Origin of the sequence: Amycolatopsis sp. TNS106, from assembly GCF_019330265.1 — a bacterium.
Classification (GTDB): Bacteria; Actinomycetota; Actinomycetes; order Mycobacteriales; family Pseudonocardiaceae; genus Amycolatopsis; species Amycolatopsis lurida.
On record NZ_CP024972.1, the window covers coordinates 7,629,200 to 7,648,793 of the forward strand.

A 19,594-nucleotide genomic window follows, 5' to 3' on the forward strand; every position below is an offset into this window, starting at 1 on the left:
GCGAGTTACGTGCTCGATCACGCGAGTTACGCGTACATGGCCAGCCAGATCGCGATGTAGTGCGAAACCGCCGCGAGAACCGTGCAGGCGTGGAAGTACTCATGGTACCCGAAGGTGTCCGGGAAGTGGTTCGGCCACTTCACCGCGTAGAACACCGCGCCCAGTGTGTAGAACAGCCCGCCGACGCAGAGCAGGACGAGCGCCGCGACGCCGGCGTGCGTGGCCAGTTCGGGCAGGACGAAGACGGCGACCCAGCCCAGCGCGATGTAGATCGGCACGCCGAGCCAGCGTGGCGCGTTCGGCCACAGCATCTTCAGGGTGACGCCGCCGATCGCGCCGCCCCACACGATCGCGAGCACGATGTACCCGGTCGGCTGGGACATGGCCAGAAGGGTGAACGGCGTGTAAGTGCCGGCGATGAACAGGAAGATCATCGAATGGTCGGCGCGCTTCATCCATTCGTATGCTCGTGGGCTCCACAAGCGACGGTGGTACAGCGCGCTGACGCCGAAGACGCCGAGGACGGTCAGGCCGTAGACCGAAGTGGACAAAGCGGCGATACCCGACACTGTGGACGCCGCGAGGCTGATGAGGGTCGCGGCTCCGGCGACAGCGCCGAAGAAGGACCAGAAGTGGATGTGCCCACGCAACCGAGGACGCGTGTCCACTACGGGCGTGGGGCCGGACGGCTGGGGTTCGGTCACTACGCTCACTCACCCAGGTTACGGCACCGTAGGTTTTTCGCCAGTGTCCGTGGCGCGTCCCACTGAGGCTCGCGAGGTGACTAGTCTCCACTGGCGTGAGTCTTCGGTCCTTCTTGTCAGACGTCGTGTACAGCGCCTACGGCAGGCGCCTGATCCAGCAGGCCAAGGGGCGCCATCCGCGCCACATCGCCATCATGCTGGACGGGAACCGCCGCTGGGCGCGCGAAGCGGGCTTCACCGACGTCGCCGACGGGCACCGGGCGGGCGCCAAGAAGATCGCCGACTTCCTGAGCTGGTGCAACGAGGCCGACGTCGAGGTCGTCACCATGTGGCTGCTCTCGACGGACAACCTCGGCCGCGCGGCCGAGGAACTGAGCCCGTTGCTGAAGATCATCACCGACGTCACCGACGAACTCGCCGCGCCGCACACGCCTTGGCGGCTTCGCATCGTGGGCGCACTCGACCTGCTGCCCCCGGAGGTCGCGAAGGCCCTCAGCGCGGCCGCGGAGCGCACTGAGGGGCGCACCGGGATGGAGGTCAACGTCGCGGTCGGTTACGGAGGGCGTCAGGAGATCGCCGACGCGGTCCGCAAACTCCTGCTCCAGCACGCCGACGAGGGCACTTCGATTCGCGAGCTCGCGAAGATATTGGACGTCGACCACATATCCGAACACATGTACACCTCGGGTCAGCCGGATCCGGATCTGATTATCCGCACCTCGGGTGAGCAGCGGCTTTCCGGATTTCTGCTCTGGCAATCGGCGCATTCGGAATTCTGGTTCACCGAAGCTTATTGGCCCGCTTTCCGCCGGGTCGATTTCCTGCGCGCCATGCGTGATTACGCGTGGCGGCACCGGCGCTTCGGTTCCTGACCGGTGACATGACGAAGGCCCCGGCGTGCACTCCGGGGCCTTCGACGTCGTCACTGAAGATCAGTGGTGGTGGTGCTCCAGCGAGTGGAGGATCAGAGCCGGGGTGGTGGCGACACCGGTGTAGGCGCCGGCGACCAGGGAAGCCGCACCGTAGCCCAGCGCGCCGCCGCCCTCGATGAACGTGTTGTAGGCGTCGCCGAACGTGGGGTCCGGGGTACCCGAGGTGTCACCCGTGGCGGCGAACGCGGTCCCGCCGACCATCATGATGCCCGCGGCGACGGCAGAAACGAAACCAGCCTTCTTCAGCACTTCGCACTCCTTGGTAGAGATATTCAGGGATCGGGGGCACCGATTCCGGTGGGGGTGTCCCGCTAGTGAGAAAATTACTCGCTATTCAGGACCTGTGACCGTCTCGTAAGCCCATTGTGTGAGGCGAAAAAGGTGCGTTTCACTCGGTCCGGTTCTCTGTCTCGGGCACAAAATGCGTCCAGCCACGATGCGTGGTAGAACCTTCCGTCCCATCAGGTGAACGCCCTCCGTCGCGTTAATCCATCCGGGTCACGTCGACGGGCGTCCCTGAATGGAGATCATCACTACACATCGTGACGGTGACCAGGCGTTGATGTCACGCGACCGACAGTGAGATGACGGTTTGGCGAATCACCGTGCTGGCTGCCTGCGCGATCGGGCGGACGCAGGTACCTTCCGGAAGTGAGGGTTCGCGTCCCATGCGGACTCTCACGGGAGGCCCTGGTCGTGGCGGTTGTCGACAGGGCGGCGCAGCCGCCCAGTGGATGCACGAGGGGGCCGGCACCCGGCCCTCGTGGCCGTGCCGACTGACGTGGACCACGTCGGAAGGAACGGTCGGCCAGGGAAGTGCCCGGCCCAGCGAGTGCGGGCGTGGTGCCACGCCCACGAGGGAGATGCCGTCGTGACTGCGCAGCGTTCACCCCGCAAGGCCTCTGGCCGTTCTTCGACCGGTGCCTCTGGCCCGGAGAAAGCCTCGATCTCGCCCGAATCCCAGCGGTCCACTTACGTGCTCGACACGTCGGTCCTGCTCTCTGACCCCTGGTCGGTGACCCGTTTCGCCGAACACGCGGTCGTGCTCCCGCTGGTCGTCATCAGTGAACTGGAGGCGAAACGTCACCATCCCGAACTGGGGTGGTTCGCGCGCGAAGCGCTTCGCATGCTCGACGACCTGCGTCGTCAGCACGGCAGGCTCGACGCGCCGATCCCGATCGGTGAGCACGGCGGCACCCTGCAGGTGGAGTTGAACCACTCCGACCCCACGGTGCTCCCGGTCGGCTTCCGCACCGACTCCAACGACCACCGCATCCTCGCCTGTGCGCTCAACCTGGCGGCGGAACGCGCGTCGGTCACGCTGGTGACGAAGGACATCCCCTTGCGCGTCAAGGCGGGCGCCGTCGGCCTCGAAGCCGACGAGTACCGCGCGCAGGAGGTGACGCCCTCGGGCTGGACGGGAATGGCGGATGTGGACGTCCCGCAGACCCTGGTCGACGCGCTGTTCGGCGGGTCATCCGTGGATCCCGCCGAATTCGGGATGCCCGAGGTGGGTGAGCTGCCCTGTCACACCGGGCTCAGGCTGCTCGCGGGCAGTTCGAGCGCGCTGGGGCGGGTCACCGCGGACAAGCGGATCCGCCTCGTGCGGGGTGACAAGGAGGCGTTCGGCCTGCACGGGCGGTCGGCCGAGCAGCGGATCGCGCTGGATCTCCTGCTGGACTCCGACGTCGGCATCGTCTCCCTGGGCGGACGTGCCGGCACGGGCAAGTCGGCGCTGGCGCTCTGCGCGGGCCTGGAGTCGGTGATGGAACGCCGCCAGCACCGCAAGGTCGTCGTGTTCCGGCCGGTGTACGCGGTCGGCGGCCAGGATCTGGGTTACCTGCCCGGTTCCGAGAGCGAGAAGATGCAGCCGTGGGCGCAGGCGGTGTTCGACACGCTCGGCGGGCTGGTCAGCCAGGACGTCCTCGACGAGGTCTTCGACCGCGGCATGCTCGAGGTGCTCCCGCTGACCCATATCCGCGGCCGGTCGCTGCACGACACGTTCGTCATCGTCGACGAGGCGCAGTCCTTGGAGCGCAACGTGCTCCTGACCGTGCTTTCGCGGCTCGGCACGGCTTCGCGGGTGGTGCTCACGCATGACGTCGCGCAGCGCGACAACCTGCGGGTCGGGCGGCACGACGGCGTTTCCGCGGTGATCGAGAAACTCAAGGGTCACCCGCTGTTCGCGCACGTCACGCTGACCCGGTCCGAGCGTTCACCGATCGCGGCGCTCGTCACCGAGATGCTGGAGGACCACGGATAACCGGAATCGAAGGAGTCCACTTGGGACAGTCCCAAGTGGACTCCTTCGGGGTTCACCAGCCCGAGGGCAGGGGACGTCCTTCCGCGAAGCCGGCGGCGGACTGGATCCCGAGCAGCGCGCGCTCGTGGAACTCCTCCAACGTGCGCGCGCCCGCGTACGTGCAGGCGGAGCGGACACCGGAGCCGATGGAGTCGAGCAGGTCTTCGACACCGGGGCGAGCCGGGTCCAGCGCCATCCGCGACGCCGAGATGCCCTCTTCGAACAGGCCCTTCTTGGCGCGCTCGAAAACGTTGTCCGTGCGCGTGCGGGCGCCGACGGCGCGCTTCGACGCCATGCCGAACGACTCCTTGTACGGCTTGCCCTGCTCGTCGTAGCGCAGGTCGCCGGGGGATTCGTGGGTGCCCGCGAACCACGAGCCGACCATGGCCGCCGACGCGCCCGCGGCGAGCGCCAGCGCGACGTCGCGCGGATGCCGCACGCCGCCGTCCGCCCAGACGTGTTTGCCCAGTTCGCGCGCCGCCGCGGCGCATTCGGCGACGGCGGAGAACTGCGGGCGCCCGACACCGGTCATCATCCGGGTCGTGCACATGGCGCCGGGGCCGACGCCGACCTTGACGACGTCCGCGCCCGCGTGGATCAGGTCGCGCGTGCCCTCGGCCGTGACCACGTTCCCGGCGACGACCGGCACTCGCGGATTCACCGACCGGACGGCCTTCAGCGCGGAGATCATCTTCTCCTGGTGGCCGTGCGCGGTGTCGACGACCAGCACGTCGACGCCCGCCGCGAGGACGGCCTCGGCCTTCGCCGCGACGTCGCCGTTCACGCCGATCGCGGCGGCGACGCGCAGGTTGCCGCCGTCGTCGACGGCCGGGGTGTAGATCTCCGCGCGCAGCGCCGCGATCTCGGTCAGGACTCCCGCGAGCCTGCCGTTTTCGTCGATGCCGAGCGCGAGACGGCCTCCGTGGTCGTGCAGGCGCTCGAACACCTCACGCGGCGGCGTGTTCAGCGGGACCGTGACGACCGCGGGCTCCGCGACGTCGGCGAGGCGCGCGAAGCGGTCTACGCCGGCGCAAGCCGCTTCGTCGACGACGCCGACGGGCTTGCCGTCCTCGTCCACCACGACGACGGCGCCGTGGGCGCGTTTGCCGACCAGGTTCAGCGCGTCGGCCACCGCGTCTCCGCCGGTCAGCACGAGCGGGGTGTCCCACACGGTGTGACGGCTCTTGACCCAGCTGACGATGTCGGCGACCGCGGCCACGTCGACATCCTGGGGCAGGACGACGAGTCCACCGCGCCGGGCGACCGTCTCGGCCATCCGGCGGCCCGCGACGGCGGTCATGTTGGCCACCACGATCGGGATCGTCGCGCCGGTGCCGTCCACGGTGGACAGGTCGACGTCGAAGCGGGACTCCACGTCCGACCGGTTCGGCAGGAGGAACACGTCGTCGTAGGTCAGGTCGTGAGCGGGCCGATGCCCGTCGAGAAAGCGCACGAGTCCCCAGGATACCCGCGTGGGACAATGGCGGCATGACCGACCGGGACCGTGACGAAGCCGGACGAGCCCGCAACGCGCGCCCGCGGGACGGCCTCGGCAGGCCGCTCCCGTATGGCGCCGACGGTGTCGAACGCCAGCCCGAGGGCATCGAACGGAGCCCGGAGGACACCGTTTCCGAGGCGCAGCGCCTGCTCGACGCGGGCCGCCCGTTTCACGCGCACGAGGTATTCGAGGACGCGTGGAAATCCACCGACGGGCCGGAGCGGGAGCTGTGGCGCGGTCTCGCGCAGCTCGCGGTGGGCCTGACCCACGTGGCCAGGGGGAACGGGAACGGAGCGGCCTCGCTGCTGGAGCGCGGCGCCGAGAACATCGAGCCCTTCCGCGAGGCCCGGCCGCACGGAATCGACATCCCGGGTTTGCAGGCTTGGGCGCGGACGATGGCCGAAGAGGTGAAGGTGCGCGCGCTAGTGGAGCCGGTCCCGCCGCGCCTGCTCGGTCAGTAGCGCCGAACCCGAGCGGTACAGCTCGATCAGCAGCGGCCGTAGTTCCAGACCGGCCGGGGTGAGCCGATAGCTGGTCCGGCTCGGGAAGCCCGGCAGTTCCTCGCGGACGGCCAGGCGTCGCGCGGTCAGGTCGCCGAGGCGTTCTGTCAGCACCTTCGCTGACAGGGTGGGTAATGCTGCGCGCAGATCGCTGAAGGACCGGGACCCGACCATCAGCTCCCGAAGGACCAGCGTCGTCCAGCGGCCCGAGATCGCGGCGAGCGCGACCTCGACCGGGCAATCCGGCTCCGGGCGGCGGGTGCGGCCGCGCGCGTCCGGCACGAGTTCGCCGTCGAAGGTTTCCGTTTGGTGACCTGCTTCGCGGTCGGTTTCGCTGTCCGCATGACGCATTCCCCCAGTGTGCCGTTGACCGCCGACCCCGCCGAACATCCCTTCGTCTTCCAAGCCGCCTTCAACACCGGATCCGCCGAAATCCTCGACACGGTTTACGAGCCGGACGCCGTGTTCGTCCGCCGGGACGGCGTGCGGGTCAGCGGTGCGGAACGCCGGGCCGCGAACGGCGGGATCCTCGCGCTCGGGCAGCCCATCAAGGTCACTCCGCGCCAGGTGCACGTGTCCGGTGACCTGGTCTTGCTGATCGTCGACTGGGTCATCGAGGGTCACCTCGCCGCGACGGCCACCGACGTCGCCCGACGTGGCGAGGACGGGCTCTGGCGCTCCGTGATCGACAACCCCTTCGGACTCGGCGCACCTTGAGTACTCGACATACCGCGAGTATGTTACTTCGAGTAGGGATACTGCCCAGTAGGTAGCGGTGGGAGGAAGCGCGGATGAGCGAGCCCAAGGAACTGCTGGCCGAACCGCTGAAACTGCGGTGCGGCGCGATCCTGCCGAACCGGCTGGCCAAGGCCGCGCTCAGCGAACAGCTCGGCGATCGCCGCAACCGGCCGACCGCCGAACTGGCCGAGCTGTACCGGACGTGGTCACGAGGCGGCGCCGGGACACTGATCACCGGGAACGTCATGGTCGATCCGACCGCGCTGGGCGAACCGCGCAACGTCGCGGTGCCCCGGGAGCCGGACGCGACCGAGTTCAAGCCGTGGGCGCGGTCGGCGGACGGGACCGAGAGCCGGTTGTGGGTCCAGCTCAACCATCCCGGCAGGCAGAGCCCGCGTTTCCTGTCCCGGCAGCCGGTCGCGCCGTCGGCGGTGCCGTTCGGCGACCGCGGCATCCGCTCGGTGTTCGCGACGCCGCGGGCGCTCACCGTCGACGAGATCGAAGCGATCATCGACCGGTTCGGCGTGGCCGCGCGGACCGTCGTCGACGCCGGGTTCGCCGGGGTCCAGATCCACGGGGCGCACGGCTATCTCGTTTCTCAGTTCCTGTCGCCGCTGACCAACCGGCGCACCGACGGCTGGGGCGGTGACGCGCTCCGGCGGCGCCGGTTCCTGCTGGAAGTGGTCGCCCGCGTGCGCGCCGAGGTCGGTGACACGGTGCCGATCGCGGTCAAGCTCAACAGCGCGGACTTCCAGCGCGGCGGCTTCAGCGAAGAAGAGTCGCTCGAAGTCGTCCGCGAACTGGGCGAAGCGGGTATCGACCTGCTGGAAGTCTCCGGCGGCACCTACGAGAAGGCCGCCATGATGGGTTCCGCCAAGGCGAGCACTCTCAGCCGCGAGGCCTACTTCCTCGACTACGCCGCGAAAGCGCGGCAGGTCTCCGACGTCGCGCTGATGGTCACCGGCGGCTTCACCAGCGCGCAAGGCATGGCGGAGGCGCTACGCTCCGGCGCGCTGGACGTCATCGGTCTCGGCAGGCCGCTGATCGTCGACCCGGCACTACCCGGACGCCTGCTCGACGGCGAGGACGTCCGCGCCCAGCGCACGGCACCGAAGACCGGCATCCGGCTGGCCGACAGCCTGCTCGAGATCCAGTGGCACACCCAGCAGATGCACCGGGTGGCCGCCGGGAAGCCGGTGGACCGGCGGCTCGGCGCGGTGCGGACGCTAGTACGTGCCGGCGTCGCGGATCCGCTCAACGCTTTCCGGCGGGTCCGGGGCTAGGTAGTAGTCAAGTTCTTCCTTGCGGCTGAACGTGCGGTCGAAACCGACCGCGGCCGCCGCGAGGCCGATGAACAGCACGCCGATCAGCACGCAGTTGAACGCGACACCGCCGTAGCTGTTGATGCCCGGATCGACGAACGGATACGGGTAGAACCCGATGATCGCGCCGCGCACCAGCGTGACCGCGAGCCAGACCAGCGGGTACAGCAGCGACCACCACAGGACCCGCCACGACAGCTGGCCGCGCGGCCCGAACAGCAGCCAGCCCGCGACGCACATCAACGGCGACACCTTGTGCAGCATCGTGTCGGCGAAAACGGCCCAGCCGTGCAGCTCGTAGAGATCGGCGAGCGCGACTTGGAAGACGACCCCGGTCACCGTGATGCCGACGAGACCGGTGAGCCGCAGCACGCCGAACAGCGTCGAGCGGCCCGCGACACCGAGCGCGAGCAACAGGCTGCCGACGCCGACCAGGATGTTCGAGTCGATGGTGAAGAAGGCCAGCAGGTTGGCCACCCGGCCGGCCGGAGTGTGGAAGGTGCCGCCGGTGGTGCCCGCGGAGACCGGGATCTGGGCGGCGAGACCGGCGATCACCACCAGCGCCGTCGCGCCGAACCAGGCACGCGCGATCTTGGAAGCCTGCATTCGCCTACTTTATGGGTGATCGGGTGGGGACGTCCCGTCACCACCGCATGCCGCCACTCGATCGGGGGCGGGACGCCGCCGGGGCTTCCCGGCCATCGGGTCATATCGTGGGAAGCGATGGACGTCGAGCGGAGGCCCGGACGCCGCGGCCGGGTCGCGCGGGGTCCGGCGGAGGACAGTGGACCCGTCGCCGAGTTCGCGCGGCGGCTTTGGGAGCTGAAACGGGCCGCCGGTGACCCTTCCTACGACCGCATGCGCGACGAGTACGGCGCGCTCGCGTCGAAGTCCGCGCTTTCGGCCGCCGCCCGCGGAGAGCGGCTGCCCAGCTGGGAGACGGTCTGGGAGTTCGTTCGCGTGCTGGCCGCCGGGGTGCTCGGCGGTGACGAGGACGAGGTCCGGCACGAATGGCGCGGTGCCTGGGAACGCGCCCGGGACGCGCTGGCCGCCGGTGCCGTGCCCGAACCCGCTCCGGAGCGTTCGCGCCGGACGGCGTTCCTGCTCGCCGGAGCCGTGGCGGTCGTCCTCGTCGCGGCGCTGGTGTTCGTCTTCGCCGCGCCGTTCGGTGCCGAGCCCGCCGCCCCGGTCGGCGACGCGTCGGAGTTCGTCGCCGACGTCACCGTGCCCGACGGCAGCGAGGTCGCGGCGGGCTCGACCTTCGTGAAGACCTGGGAGTTCCGCAACGCGGGAACGGTCGGATGGGTCGGCCGCTATCTGGTCCGCGCCGGTTCGTTCGGGAACCCCGGCGAATGCGGCACCCCCGAACGCGTGCCCGTTCCGCAGACCGCGCCCGGTGAGCGGGTGCGCGTCTCCGTCGAGGTGCGTGCGCCCGATGCGCCCGGGCATTGCCAGGTGTACTGGAAGATGGCCGACGAACAAGGGCACATCCTGCTGCCGAACGTCCGCGCGGTGTTCTTCTCGGTCCGCGTCATTTGACCACCCGTGCCGATGGCCAAAGCGCTGACCTGCGTGGACAGTGATTTCTCGGCCATGGCCATTTCGCGGCCGTGAATCGCTTCCGGTGTCGCTTCGGCGGCCCTTAACGTCATCGGCGTCCGGGAATTCCGGATGGGGATTTTCCGAAACACTCTCACTTTATTTGCGGAAAGGGAATCCATGCGTCCGTACGTCAAGGTCGCCGCACTGGCCGGGGCCGCGCTCACCGTGGCGCTCCTGCCGGCCACCGCCGCGCAAGCGGCTCCGGCGCCCGTTTCGGGCAGTGATCCGATCATTACCTGCGAATCCGGCTACCACGGCTGGATGCGCCGGGCCGGGAAGGACGCGATCTGCCTCAAGCCGGGCACGCGGACTTGGGACGTCAAGGTGTTCGAATGCGCCGGGGATCTGACGGTGCACTTCAAGAACGGCCAGAAGGCCTATTGCGGGGGAAACATGAAGATCGGCCTCGATCTGGCCGTCCAGTCCAATGTCGTCAAGACCGTTGTGGGGAACCGATGAAGAAGAAGCTGTTCGCCGTCGTCCCGGTCGCGCTGGCCGGCACCCTGCTGATGGCACCGTCCGCTTCGGCGGCGTCGAAGGTCTGCGAGGGCGGGCCGCTGATGGGCGGGAAGACGAAGGTCGTCGAGGTGAGCGCGGGGCAGAGCATCGACATCACCGTGCACAACCACGACTACCGGGGAATGCTCGTCCAGATCATCGACGACGTCTTCGACAAGGGTCTCTGGAGCGGGGCGATCGCGCCGGGCAAGGAGCGCACGGTCAAGCACGGCGTGCTCGGGGAGCCGCCGGTCTACCACAAGATCCGGTTCGAGGTGACCTCCAACCTGTCGGACAACTACACGTACAAGATCTCTTCGGATCGCTGTTACTGACGCGTTTCGTCACCTGCTTGCGGTCGTCGCGCACGCGAGAGATCGCAAGCAGGTGACTAATCGCCGGGTTTGAGGAGGCCGCGGACGGTGTCGATGGTGTCGGCGTCGGCGGCCTCCTTGTCCGGCCGGTATCGCACGACGCGCGCGAAGCGCAGCGCCAGCCCGCCGGGATAGCGCGTGCTCACCTGAGCCCCGTCGAGTTCGATTTCGACGACGAGCTCCGGCCGCACGTGCACCACCCAGTCCGTGCGGTGGGTCTCGATCTCCTGGAACGTCTTCGTCTGCCAGGCCAGCAGCTCGTCGGTCATGCCCTTGAACGTCTTGCCGACCATGATCGGCGGCCCTCCGTCGGGATCGCGGGCGCCGAGATGCAGATTCGACAGCGTGCCGGTGCGCCTGCCGTGCCCCCATTCCGCCGCGAGCACGACCAGGTCGATCGTGTGCACCGGTTTCACCTTGAGCCACGCGCGCCCTCGGCGGCCGGCCGCGTACGGCGACGCGAGGTCCTTGACCATCACGCCTTCGTGCCCGGCGGCCATCGCCGCTTCCAGCACCGCCTCGGCCGAGGCGGGCGCGATCTCGCCCGGGATGACGTGCTCGCCCGCGACCTGTCGCAGGGCGGCGTTCCGTTCGGACAGCGGCGCGTCCAGCAGGTCGACGCCGTCGAGGTGCAGGCAGTCGAAGAAGTACGGCCGCAGCAACAACGCCTTGACCTGCTCATCGCGGGTGCTGCCGAACCGGCTCATCGTCTCCTGGAACGGCCTCGGCCTGCCCTCGTCGGTCAGCGCCAGGGTCTCGCCGTCGAGCACCACCGACGTGCAGGGCAGGGAGCGCACCAGATCCACCAGCTCGCCGACACTGCCGGTGATCTCCCGCAGCGTCCGCGTGTAGACGTGCACCTCGTCGCCTTCGCGGTGGACCTGGATCCGCGCACCGTCCATTTTGTACTCGACGAGCGACTCGGCGTGCTCGGTGATCGCCTCGTCCAGCGATTCCGCCGGGGACGCCAGCATCGGCCGGATCGGCCTGCCCAGGGCCAGTTTGAACTCCGCCAGCCGCTCCTGACCGCCGGTCATCGCGGCCAGGCCCGTCACCGGGAGCTGTCCGGACAGCATGAACGCCCGCCGGACGTCTTCGGCCGGGATCCCGGACGCCGCCGCGATGGCGTCCACCATGATCCCTTCGAGCGCGCCCTGCCGGAGCTCGCCGGTGAGCAGCCGGATCAGGAAGTCCTGCTCCTCCTTGGTCATCTTGCCGAACAACGCCCGCAACGTCTCCGCGCGCAGCTTCACCGAACCCGAACCCGACGCCGCCCCCACCGTGCCGAGTGCCGTGTCGACCTCGGCCACGGTCAACGACGGCTCGGCGGCCGGGGCAGTCTTCAGCTCGGCCAGTGTCCGCCACCCGGCGCCGATGCGGCCCTGCGTCGGCTGCCCGGTGAGGAACGCGATGACCGCGGGCAGTTCCAGCTCGCCCGCGGCGCGCAGGACCGCGGCCAGGGTGGCGATCTTCGCCTTCCTGGACCTCGTGGCGGCCAGTTCGGCCGACGCGGTCACCACCTCGGTGAGCAACATGGGTCCATCATGGACCCCGGCACCGACAGTTTCGCGCCGAGCGGGTTCAGGCGTGCGCGGGATCGGCGACCCAGCTGGCGAGCAGGCGGAGCGCGCGTTCGCTGTCGGAGCCGGGCTCGGCGGTGTAGATCACCAGGGCCTGGTCCGGATCGGCGGGCAACCGCAGCGTCTCGTAGCGCAGCCGGAGTTCACCCACCACCGGGTTGATCATCACCTTCCACGCGTGCGCCTTCTCGCGCACGGTGTGCTTCGCCCACAGCTTGCGGAACTCCTCGCTGCCGAGGGAGAGTTCGCCGACCAGCTGGGCGAGGTACGGGTCGTCCGGATACTTCCCGCTCTCGGACCGCAGGTTCGCGACGATCTCCTTCGCCACGGTCTCCCACTCGGGATGCAGCTCGCGGGCGCTCTCGTCGAGGAAGAACATCTTCGGGATGTTGCGCTCGCCGGGACGGCAGGCGGCGAAGTCGAAGGAAAGCGCGGCTCCGAGCGAATTCCAGGCCAATACGTCCAGATAGCGGCCGAAGACGAACGCAGGGGACTGGATCGCGTTCAGCATCAGCTGCAGTTCCGGCCGGATCCGCTGTGCCCGCGGCCGCGCGACGCGCCTGCCCTTCGGGGCGGCGAGGTTGCGCAGGTAAGTCTCCTCGTCGCGGTGCAGGCGCAACGCCCGGCTCAGCGATTCGAGGACGGAATCGGACACGTTGCGCGCGCGGCCCTGCTCCAGGCGTGTGTAGTAGTCGACGCTGATCCCGGCCAGCTGCGCCAGCTCCTCGCGCCGGAGCCCGGCGACCCGCCGCTGGTTGAACCCGGTCGGCAGGCCGAGGTCCGCCGGGTCCAGCGCGGCCCTGCGTGCCTTGAGGAAGTCGCCCAGTTCGGCCGTCTCGGTCATGCCGTCGAGTATTCCGGACCGCACGGGGTGTGTGCCTGGTCCTGACAGACCCAGGCCGGCCGGACGTGGTGGTGTCGCGAAAGCCACTCTCGGGACATCTGATGTCCCGAAAGTGGCTTTCGCGACACGGCTGCGGAGGCCGAGCGGGTGGGCGCGAGCGGCGTGCTGTTGGGCCGATCGCCTGTCCCCAATGTGGCATTGGAGACGCTCAGTGTCCCCAATGCCACATTGGGGACATCTCACCCGAGCACCGCACTGGCCAACTTATGGTCCTGTCCAGAAAGCCCGATTTGGCTCTTCGGTATGGACCATAAAGCCGTCATCGTGAAGGCATGGACAACGAACGAAGAGGCGTGACGATCGGCGTACTGGGGGTGCTGATCGTCGGCGCGTCCGTGCCGGTGACGGGGATGCTCGACGGGTATCCGGTGATCACCGGGCAGGCGCTGCGGTACGCGCTGGCGGGACTTCTCCTGCTGGCGTGGGCGCGGCTGAGCGGGCGCCCGTTGCCGTTGCCGGGCGCCCGCGACGTGCCGTCGCTGCTCGCCCTCGCGGCGACCGGGATGATCGGGTTCCAGGCCTGCCTGCTGTTCGCGCAGCGCTATGCCGAGCCGGGCCTGGTCGCCGCGTTCCTCGGTGGCACGCCGCTCGTGCTCGCGCTGGCGGGCCCGCTGGCCAAGGGGAAGCGGCCTTCGTGGGCGCCGGTGACCGGCGCGGTGCTCGCCGGACTCGGCATCGCCGTGCTGTCCGGTGGCGGCGCTGCGCGCTGGCAAGGGCTGGTGCTCGCGGCGTTGGCCATGGTGTGCGAAGCGCTCTTCACGCTGCTCGCCGTCGGCGTGCTCGAGAGGATCGGGCCGTTGGCGACCGCGACCTGGGGGTGTTTCGCCGCGGGGGCGGGCGGCGCTGTCGTCGGGACGATCGCCGACCCGTCCGGCGCCTGGGCGTGGCCGGACGGACGTGAACTGATCGCGCTCGGCTACCTGACGGTCGTGGTCACCGCGATCGCGTTTCTTCTTTGGTACTCGGCGGTTTCGGCGCTGGGCGCGGATCGGGCCGGCGTGCTGGTCGGGCTGATGCCGGTCTCCGGTCTCGCCGTCTCCCTCCTGTTGGGTATGCAGGATTTCCGTGTCTCCCAAGTGATCGGAGTCGCGCTGGTGTCCTCAGGCGTCGTGATCGGCCTGCGCCGCCGCGAGCTCGGCGAGCCTGGCGCATTTGACGTCGAAGTGCTCGACGACGTCGCCGCCGATGATCGTGACCATGACCGAGCGCAGCGGCCCGCCCATGGTGACCTCCTGGACGAATTCCGTCCCGCCGCCGACCTCGGTCAGACGCAGGGTGATTTCCAGGGCGCCGAAAGGAATCGGCTGCCGGACGGCGATCTCGCCGTGCTGAATCAGGGACGTGATCGTGAAGGGCTCGGCGACCCGTGAGTGCACGCGGCCGCGGAATCCGTTCGGTACGAGGAAACCGGTCGTGCCCACCGCGGCGGGCCCGTGCAATTCGACCCTGTCGAGGTCGGGATCCCAGTCGGGCCACCGGGTGAAGTCGGCCAGCGGCGCCCAGAGGGCGGCCGGGGAGAAGGGGAGTATTTCGCGGGACGTCCTGGTCCAGGTCATACCCGGACGATATACGGAACTGTCAGTCTCGTAAAATGTGGGCATGGCGAGAGGCAGGCCGAGGGAAGAAGGAATCGACGACGCGGTTCGCGAGGCCGTGCGGGCGCTGCTGACCGAAACCGGTTACCAGCGCTGCACGATCGACGCGGTCGCGGCGCGGGCGGGCGTCGGCAAGGCGGCGGTGTACCGGCGGTGGCGGTCCAAGGCGGAACTCGTGTTCGCCGCGGTGGTCCATCCCGTCGAGCTCGAACCGCCGTCGGACACCGGCTCGCTGCGGGGGGACGTGGGCGCTGTCCTCGAAGTGATCCAGTCCTCTTTGGACAGCGTGGAACTCCGGCAGGCGCTGCCTTCGCTGCTCGCCGACGTCCGGGCGGATCCGGCGCTCGAAACGCGGTTCGGGGAGGTGTTCCTCGGCCGTGAACGCGGATATCTGGTCCAGATGCTGGATCGGGCCGTCACGAGAGGGGAACTCTCGCGACGGCCCGATCCGGCTTTCGTGCACGCGATCCTGCTCGGCCCGGTGCTGACGTGGCTGCACCTGTTCACCGAGACGCCGCCTTCGGGTGGGCTGGCGGCTTCGCTCGCCTCACCGCTCCACGCGGCTGTGGTCGCTCTCGGCGCTTAGCGGCCTCCGCGCGCCATGCGGAGTACGTCGAGGGCCTCGTCCAGCTGGGCTTCGGTGAGCTTGCCGTTCGCGACGTGGCCGCGTTCGATCACGACCTCGCGGATCGTCTTCAGCTCCTTGAGCGCCTGCTTCGCGATGGCGGCGGCCTCTTCGTAGCCGATGTACTTGTTGAGTGGCGTCACGATCGACGGCGAGCCCTCGGCGTACTCGCGCGCGCGGTCCGCGTTCACCGTCACGCCCGCGAACACCTTGTCCGCCAGCAGCCGGGAGACGGCCGCGAGCAGCCGCGCCGATTCGAGCACGTTGCGCGCGATCACCGGCAGGTTCACGTTGAGCTGGAAGTTGCCCGCCGCGCCCGCGAAGGCCACCGCCGCGTCGTTGCCGATCACCTGGGCGACCACCTGCAGGGTCGCCTCCGGGATCACCGGGTTCACCTTGCCCGGCATGATCGACGAACCCGGCTGGAGATCCGGCAGCGCCAGCTCGGCGAGCCCGGTGCGCGGGCCCGAACCCAGCCAGCGCAGGTCGTTCGCGATCTTGTTCAGCGACACCGCGACCGTGCGCAGATGCCCGGACGTCTCGACGACGCTGTCCTGCGTCGCCTGCGCCTCGAAGTGGTCACGCGCCTCGGTCAGCGGAAGACCGGTCACCGAAGCCAGTTCTTGCGAGACCGCCGCGCCGAAGCCCTCGGGCGCGTTCAGCCCGGACCCGACCGCGGTCCCGCCGATCGGCAGCTCACCGAGCCGCGGCAGCCCCGACTTGAGCCGCTCGACCCCGAACCGGACCTGCGACGCCCACGCGCCCGCCTCCTGGCCGAAGGTGATCGGCACGGCGTCCATCAGATGCGTGCGGCCGGACTTCACGATGTCCGCCCATTCGCCCGCACGTGTCTCGATCGCGGCGGCCAGGTACTCCAGCGCCGGGATCACGTCGGACAGGACGGCCTCCGTCGCGGCGACGTGGATCGTCGTCGGGAAGGTGTCGTTCGAGGACTGCGAGGCGTTGACGTGGTCGTTCGGGTGCACGTCGCGGCCAAGGGCCTTCGACGCGAGCGTGGCGATGACCTCGTTGGCGTTCATGTTCGACGAGGTCCCGGAACCCGTCTGGAACACGTCGATCGGGAAGTGCGCGTCGTGCTTGCCCTCGGCGACCTCGTCCGCGGCCTTCGCGATGGCCTCGGCGACCTCGGCGTCCAGCACGCCGAGCCGCGCGTTGACCCGTGCCGCGGCGGCCTTCAGCAGGCCGAGCGCGCGGATCTGGGCGCGTTCCAGGCCCCGGCCGGAGATCGGGAAGTTCTCGACGGCGCGCTGCGTCTGCGCGCGGTAGAGGGCGTCGACGGGGACGCGCACCTCGCCCATGGTGTCGTGTTCGATCCGGTATTCCTGTTCAGCCATACCCCAAGTCTCGCGCAGCGCCCCGTAGCGCGCTCCGTGTCTTTCGGCACGCGAGGGCTAGGATCGAATGTGTTCTCGATCACGCCGCCCACCACCGGCCGGGAGAGTGCCGAATGAGCGAGTCCGCTGGGGAAACGTCGTACGACCTCGTCATCATCGGGGCAGGTCCGACGGGTCTGTTCGCCGCCTACTACGCGGGATTCCGCGGCCTTTCGATGGCCGTCGTGGATTCACTGCCGGAGGCGGGCGGGCAGGTCACCGCGATGTATCCCGAGAAAATGATCTACGACGTCGGCGGGTTCGCCGAGGTCCGTGGCCGCGATCTGGTGCGGGGCCTGCTCGATCAGGCCGCGCCGTTCAAACCCGCGTATCTGCTCGGGCGCAAGGCCGAGAAACTCGAAAGCGTCGACGGCGGCGTCACCATCACGCTCGACGGCGGGCAGACCCTGCGCGCCGGCGCCGTGCTGATCACCGCCGGGATCGGCGAGTTCACCCCGCGGCCGCTGCCCGCCGGTGACGGCTGGCTCGGCCGCGGCATGGTCCATTTCGTGCCTTCGTTGAAGGTGCACGAAGGGCAGCACGTGGTCGTCGTCGGCGGCGGGGACTCGGCGTTCGACTGGGTGCTCGCGCTGCATCCGGTCGCCGCGAGCGTCACCCTCGTGCACCGGCGCGCGAAGTTCCGCGCGGCCGAGTCGATCGTGCGGCAGGCCCGGGAACTCGGCGTGCGGATCGTCACCGACGCCGAAGTCACCCGGTTCCTCGACCGCGACGGCGCGCTGGCGGAGGTCGAGGTCCAGGTCAAGGGCTCCGAACCCGAGATCCTGCGCGCCGACACGGTCGTCGCCGCGCTCGGCTTCACCGCCGATCTCGGGCCGATCGAAAGCTGGGGACTCCAGATCGACCACCGCGCCATCGCCGTCGACTCGACCATGGCGACCCCTCGGGAGCGGGTGTACGCGGCGGGCGACGTCGCGGCGTATCCGGGGAAGGTGAAGCTGATCGCGACCGGATTCGGGGAAGCGGCGACGGCGGTGAACAACATCGCGGTCATGCTGGACCCGGACGCGCATCTGTTCCCGGGGCACTCCAGTAACGCGGAGTAGCGCGTGCCATGAAGGGCCTTTCATCGCAAGATTTGCTATGAAAGGCCCCTTCATTGCACTTCAGGCGGGCGTAGGCGGCGTGATCTTCTCCGCGATCCACTGCGCGTACGCCACCACCGAAGTAGCGATCGACGGCGACGTCGCGCATACCGGATCCGCGTTGCCCGGACGGCTGATCACGCCCAGCAGCACCCATTTCTCGTCGACCTTGGCGATCTCCGGCCCGCCGGAGTCGCCGTAGCACGAGCCCGTGTTCCCGCCGGGATTGTCGGTGCACAACTCGACGGCGCCGTCGAACTTCGCGGTGCAGCGCACGCCTTCGACGATCTTCGTGTCCAGCTGCTGCAGCTTCGCCGGTCCCTTGCCACAGCCCGAAGTCGGGCACGTCTGGCCCCAGCCGAGCAGCCGCGTCGGCGTCCCGGGCGCCACGACGGCCCCGATCGTGATCGGCGCGGCCTTCACCGGGGCGGCCAGCCGCACCAGGGCGAGATCACCGCCCGCGTGCTCGGGCTCGGGGTTGTAGGACGGGTTCACGACGACCTCGGCGAGCTTCGCGGTTTCGCCGCCCTGGGTGTTGTCGGTGCTGCCGATCCGCGCGCTCAGGTTCGCCGGGTTCTTGCCCTCGACACAGTGCCCGGCCGTCACCAGCCAGTCCGCCGCGATCAGCGTCCCGGCGCAGAAAGCCTTGCCGGAGGCCGAATGCAGGGACGCGATGAACGGATACGGCTCGTCGGCCTCTCTGCCGCCGACGAGGTCGCCCGCGCCCGTGGCCTGCCCGGCCGGCGTGAGGACCATCGCCGCGAGCAGGACCACGAGCACGCGCTTCAGCACGGATTCTCCTTAGGGGAGCGGGGGGACTACGTCGTCTTCCAGCGAATCGTCGAGGTGGCCGTCGAAGTTGACGGACGAGTACGAGCGGAGCTTGGTCAGCCGGTGGTAGCCGTCGATCATCCGGACCGTGCCGGACTTCGAGCGCATCACGATCGACTGGGTCGTCGCGCCGCCCGCGCGGTAGTGCACGCCGCGCAGCAGGTCGCCGTCGGTGACGCCGGTGGCGCAGAAGAACACGTTGTCACCGCGGACGAGGTCGTCGTTGCCGAGCACGCGGTCGAGGTCGTGGCCCGCGGCCAGCGCCTTCTCGCGCTCCGCGTCGTCCTTCGGCCACAGGCGGCCCTGCAGTTCGCCGCCGAGGCACTTCATCGCGCAGGCCGCGATGATGCCTTCGGGGGTGCCGCCGATACCGAGCAGCATGTCGACACCGGTGCTCGGCCGGGCCGCGGCGATCGCGCCCGCGACGTCGCCGTCGGAGATGAAGCGGATCCGGGCGCCCGCCTCGCGGACCTCCTTGATCAGCTTTTCGTGCCGCGGCCGGTCGAGGATGCACACGGTGACGTCGGAGACGCTGGAGTTCTTGGCCTTCGCGACCCGGCGGATGTTCTCCGCGATCGGGGCGGCCAGGTCGACCTTGCCCGCGGCGTCCGGGCCGACGGCGAGCTTCTCCATGTAGAACACCGCGGACGGGTCGAACATCGCGCCGCGTTCGGCGACCGCGAGCACGGCGAGCGCGTTCGGCATGCCCTTGGCCATCAGGGTCGTCCCGTCGACCGGGTCGACCGCGACGTCGCAGTCCGGCCCGTCGCCGTTGCCGACCTCTTCCCCGTTGAACAGCATCGGGGCTTCGTCCTTCTCACCCTCGCCGATGACGACGACACCGCGCATCGACACGGTCGAGACCAGCTGGCGCATCGCGTCCACGGCGGCACCGTCCCCGCCGATCTTGTCCCCGCGCCCCACCCAGCGGCCCGCGGCCATCGCGGCGGCTTCGGTCACTCGGACCAGTTCCATCGCGAGGTTGCGGTCGGGCGCTTCAGGGCGTCGAGAAGAGCTGGCGGACGAGGTGGGGGTGGGCATGAGGCCTCCCGGGTCAGGAACTCGGCGGGGTCCCAGTCTCTCAGATACCCA

General features: G+C 69.4%; 21 protein-coding genes and 1 pseudogene. 11 read left to right on the forward strand and 11 right to left on the reverse strand.

The window, feature by feature from the left end; translation table 11 throughout:
* Positions 1-26 precede the first annotated feature (26 nt).
* Entirely contained in the window at positions 27-668 is a 642-nt protein-coding gene (locus tag CVV72_RS35275; RefSeq protein ID WP_037342457.1) for a hemolysin III family protein, read from the reverse strand.
* A gap of 131 nt (positions 669-799) precedes the next feature.
* On the opposite strand from CVV72_RS35275, the gene CVV72_RS35280 reads away from it, so the two are divergent.
* Positions 800-1,576: an isoprenyl transferase gene (locus CVV72_RS35280; protein ID WP_061986121.1), complete on the forward strand. Its 777-nt coding sequence runs from the start codon at positions 800-802 to the stop codon at positions 1,574-1,576.
* A 60-nt stretch (positions 1,577-1,636) separates the two neighbouring features.
* Here the strand turns inward: CVV72_RS35280 and CVV72_RS35285 are convergent, their stop codons facing one another.
* The gene (locus CVV72_RS35285; RefSeq protein WP_219148427.1) at positions 1,637-1,885 is read right to left on the reverse strand and encodes a hypothetical protein; all 249 of its coding nucleotides are present in this window, start codon (positions 1,883-1,885) and stop codon (positions 1,637-1,639) included.
* A gap of 727 nt (positions 1,886-2,612) precedes the next feature.
* Between CVV72_RS35285 and CVV72_RS35290 the strand changes: the two genes are divergently transcribed.
* Entirely contained in the window at positions 2,613-3,899 is a 1,287-nt protein-coding gene (locus CVV72_RS35290; protein ID WP_219154337.1) for a PhoH family protein, read from the forward strand.
* Positions 3,900-3,951: 52 nt separating this feature from the next.
* On the opposite strand, the gene CVV72_RS35295 is transcribed toward CVV72_RS35290, so the two are convergent.
* The gene (locus tag CVV72_RS35295; RefSeq protein ID WP_219148429.1) at positions 3,952-5,391 is read right to left on the reverse strand and encodes a GuaB1 family IMP dehydrogenase-related protein; all 1,440 of its coding nucleotides are present in this window, start codon (positions 5,389-5,391) and stop codon (positions 3,952-3,954) included.
* 35 nt (positions 5,392-5,426) lie between these two features.
* On the opposite strand from CVV72_RS35295, the gene CVV72_RS35300 reads away from it, so the two are divergent.
* Positions 5,427-5,897 carry a DUF309 domain-containing protein gene (locus CVV72_RS35300; protein ID WP_219148431.1) on the forward strand — a complete coding sequence of 157 codons (471 nt, stop codon included), beginning with the start codon at positions 5,427-5,429 and terminating at the stop codon, positions 5,895-5,897.
* Here CVV72_RS35300 and CVV72_RS35305 read toward each other — a convergent pair.
* The gene (locus tag CVV72_RS35305; protein WP_219148433.1) at positions 5,859-6,287 is read right to left on the reverse strand and encodes a helix-turn-helix domain-containing protein; all 429 of its coding nucleotides are present in this window, start codon (positions 6,285-6,287) and stop codon (positions 5,859-5,861) included. The genes CVV72_RS35300 and CVV72_RS35305 overlap by 39 nt on opposite strands.
* On the opposite strand from CVV72_RS35305, the gene CVV72_RS35310 reads away from it, so the two are divergent.
* Positions 6,279-6,653, forward strand: a complete 375-nt coding sequence (locus CVV72_RS35310; protein WP_255632365.1) for a DUF4440 domain-containing protein — start codon at positions 6,279-6,281, stop codon at positions 6,651-6,653. The genes CVV72_RS35305 and CVV72_RS35310 overlap by 9 nt on opposite strands.
* 74 nt (positions 6,654-6,727) lie before the next feature.
* The gene (locus CVV72_RS35315) at positions 6,728-7,957 is read left to right on the forward strand and encodes an NADH:flavin oxidoreductase/NADH oxidase family protein (protein WP_219148437.1); all 1,230 of its coding nucleotides are present in this window, start codon (positions 6,728-6,730) and stop codon (positions 7,955-7,957) included.
* On the opposite strand, the gene CVV72_RS35320 is transcribed toward CVV72_RS35315, so the two are convergent.
* Positions 7,901-8,602, reverse strand: a complete 702-nt coding sequence (locus CVV72_RS35320; protein ID WP_219148439.1) for a Pr6Pr family membrane protein — start codon at positions 8,600-8,602, stop codon at positions 7,901-7,903. The genes CVV72_RS35315 and CVV72_RS35320 overlap by 57 nt on opposite strands.
* A 117-nt stretch (positions 8,603-8,719) precedes the next feature.
* Here CVV72_RS35320 and CVV72_RS35325 point away from each other — a divergent pair, with 117 nt between their 5' ends.
* The 3 genes from CVV72_RS35325 to CVV72_RS35335 all read left to right on the forward strand — a co-directional run bounded on the left by CVV72_RS35325 (position 8,720) and on the right by CVV72_RS35335 (position 10,431).
* Positions 8,720-9,535, forward strand: coding sequence for an NBR1-Ig-like domain-containing protein (locus CVV72_RS35325; RefSeq protein WP_219148441.1), 816 nt, complete (start codon positions 8,720-8,722; stop codon positions 9,533-9,535).
* 180 nt (positions 9,536-9,715) lie between these two features.
* Positions 9,716-10,057 (forward strand): hypothetical protein, encoded by a 342-nt coding sequence (locus CVV72_RS35330; RefSeq protein WP_126737522.1) that lies wholly within the window; start codon positions 9,716-9,718, stop codon positions 10,055-10,057.
* Positions 10,054-10,431 carry a hypothetical protein gene (locus CVV72_RS35335; RefSeq protein ID WP_219148444.1) on the forward strand — a complete coding sequence of 126 codons (378 nt, stop codon included), beginning with the start codon at positions 10,054-10,056 and terminating at the stop codon, positions 10,429-10,431. Before CVV72_RS35330 ends, CVV72_RS35335 begins: the two co-directional genes overlap by 4 nt.
* 56 nt (positions 10,432-10,487) lie before the next feature.
* On the opposite strand, the gene CVV72_RS35340 is transcribed toward CVV72_RS35335, so the two are convergent.
* Positions 10,488-12,005: an ATP-dependent DNA ligase gene (locus CVV72_RS35340; protein ID WP_219148446.1), complete on the reverse strand. Its 1,518-nt coding sequence runs from the start codon at positions 12,003-12,005 to the stop codon at positions 10,488-10,490.
* Between the two features lie 46 nt (positions 12,006-12,051).
* Complete coding sequence (locus tag CVV72_RS35345) at positions 12,052-12,894, reverse strand: helix-turn-helix transcriptional regulator (protein ID WP_219148448.1); 843 nt, start codon at positions 12,892-12,894, stop codon at positions 12,052-12,054.
* Between the two features lie 332 nt (positions 12,895-13,226).
* Between CVV72_RS35345 and CVV72_RS35350 the strand changes: the two are divergent.
* Positions 13,227-14,009, forward strand: a pseudogene (locus CVV72_RS35350) (DMT family transporter); the annotation flags it as partial.
* Positions 14,010-14,054: 45 nt separating this feature from the next.
* On the opposite strand, the gene CVV72_RS42040 reads toward CVV72_RS35350, so the two are convergent.
* The gene (locus CVV72_RS42040) at positions 14,055-14,555 is read right to left on the reverse strand and encodes an SRPBCC family protein (RefSeq protein WP_370641844.1); all 501 of its coding nucleotides are present in this window, start codon (positions 14,553-14,555) and stop codon (positions 14,055-14,057) included.
* On the opposite strand from CVV72_RS42040, the gene CVV72_RS35355 reads away from it, so the two are divergent.
* A complete protein-coding gene (locus tag CVV72_RS35355; RefSeq protein ID WP_219148450.1) occupies positions 14,554-15,135 on the forward strand; it encodes a TetR/AcrR family transcriptional regulator in 582 nt (193 codons plus the stop codon). The two genes, CVV72_RS42040 and CVV72_RS35355, sit on opposite strands and share 2 nt — an antisense overlap.
* Here CVV72_RS35355 and CVV72_RS35360 read toward each other — a convergent pair.
* Positions 15,132-16,529, reverse strand: coding sequence for a class II fumarate hydratase (locus CVV72_RS35360; protein ID WP_034305372.1), 1,398 nt, complete (start codon positions 16,527-16,529; stop codon positions 15,132-15,134). The genes CVV72_RS35355 and CVV72_RS35360 overlap by 4 nt on opposite strands.
* 113 nt (positions 16,530-16,642) lie before the next feature.
* Between CVV72_RS35360 and CVV72_RS35365 the strand changes: the two genes are divergently transcribed.
* Complete coding sequence (locus CVV72_RS35365) at positions 16,643-17,632, forward strand: NAD(P)/FAD-dependent oxidoreductase (RefSeq protein ID WP_219148452.1); 990 nt, start codon at positions 16,643-16,645, stop codon at positions 17,630-17,632.
* 60 nt (positions 17,633-17,692) lie between these two features.
* On the opposite strand, the gene CVV72_RS35370 is transcribed toward CVV72_RS35365, so the two are convergent.
* The gene (locus CVV72_RS35370) at positions 17,693-18,463 is read right to left on the reverse strand and encodes a trypsin-like serine protease (protein WP_219148454.1); all 771 of its coding nucleotides are present in this window, start codon (positions 18,461-18,463) and stop codon (positions 17,693-17,695) included.
* A 9-nt stretch (positions 18,464-18,472) separates the two neighbouring features.
* Positions 18,473-19,543, reverse strand: coding sequence for a class II fructose-bisphosphatase (gene glpX / locus CVV72_RS35375; protein WP_034305363.1), 1,071 nt, complete (start codon positions 19,541-19,543; stop codon positions 18,473-18,475).
* Positions 19,544-19,594 lie beyond the last annotated feature (51 nt).

Coding starts and splice junctions, on each gene's coding strand:
- CVV72_RS35300 (WP_219148431.1), top strand. CDS start 5,427: ATGACCGACCGGGACCGTGACGAAGCCGGACGAGCCCGCAACGCGCGC.
- CVV72_RS35310 (WP_255632365.1), top strand. CDS start 6,279: ATGACGCATTCCCCCAGTGTGCCGTTGACCGCCGACCCCGCCGAACAT.
- CVV72_RS35305 (WP_219148433.1), bottom strand. CDS start 6,287: ATGCGTCATGCGGACAGCGAAACCGACCGCGAAGCAGGTCACCAAACG.
- CVV72_RS35315 (WP_219148437.1), top strand. CDS start 6,728: ATGAGCGAGCCCAAGGAACTGCTGGCCGAACCGCTGAAACTGCGGTGC.
- CVV72_RS35320 (WP_219148439.1), bottom strand. CDS start 8,602: ATGCAGGCTTCCAAGATCGCGCGTGCCTGGTTCGGCGCGACGGCGCTG.
- CVV72_RS35325 (WP_219148441.1), top strand. CDS start 8,720: ATGGACGTCGAGCGGAGGCCCGGACGCCGCGGCCGGGTCGCGCGGGGT.
- CVV72_RS35330 (WP_126737522.1), top strand. CDS start 9,716: ATGCGTCCGTACGTCAAGGTCGCCGCACTGGCCGGGGCCGCGCTCACC.
- CVV72_RS35335 (WP_219148444.1), top strand. CDS start 10,054: ATGAAGAAGAAGCTGTTCGCCGTCGTCCCGGTCGCGCTGGCCGGCACC.
- CVV72_RS35340 (WP_219148446.1), bottom strand. CDS start 12,005: ATGTTGCTCACCGAGGTGGTGACCGCGTCGGCCGAACTGGCCGCCACG.
- CVV72_RS35345 (WP_219148448.1), bottom strand. CDS start 12,894: ATGACCGAGACGGCCGAACTGGGCGACTTCCTCAAGGCACGCAGGGCC.
- CVV72_RS35355 (WP_219148450.1), top strand. CDS start 14,554: ATGGCGAGAGGCAGGCCGAGGGAAGAAGGAATCGACGACGCGGTTCGC.
- CVV72_RS42040 (WP_370641844.1), bottom strand. CDS start 14,555: ATGCCCACATTTTACGAGACTGACAGTTCCGTATATCGTCCGGGTATG.
- CVV72_RS35360 (WP_034305372.1), bottom strand. CDS start 16,529: ATGGCTGAACAGGAATACCGGATCGAACACGACACCATGGGCGAGGTG.
- CVV72_RS35365 (WP_219148452.1), top strand. CDS start 16,643: ATGAGCGAGTCCGCTGGGGAAACGTCGTACGACCTCGTCATCATCGGG.
- glpX (WP_034305363.1), bottom strand. CDS start 19,543: ATGCCCACCCCCACCTCGTCCGCCAGCTCTTCTCGACGCCCTGAAGCG.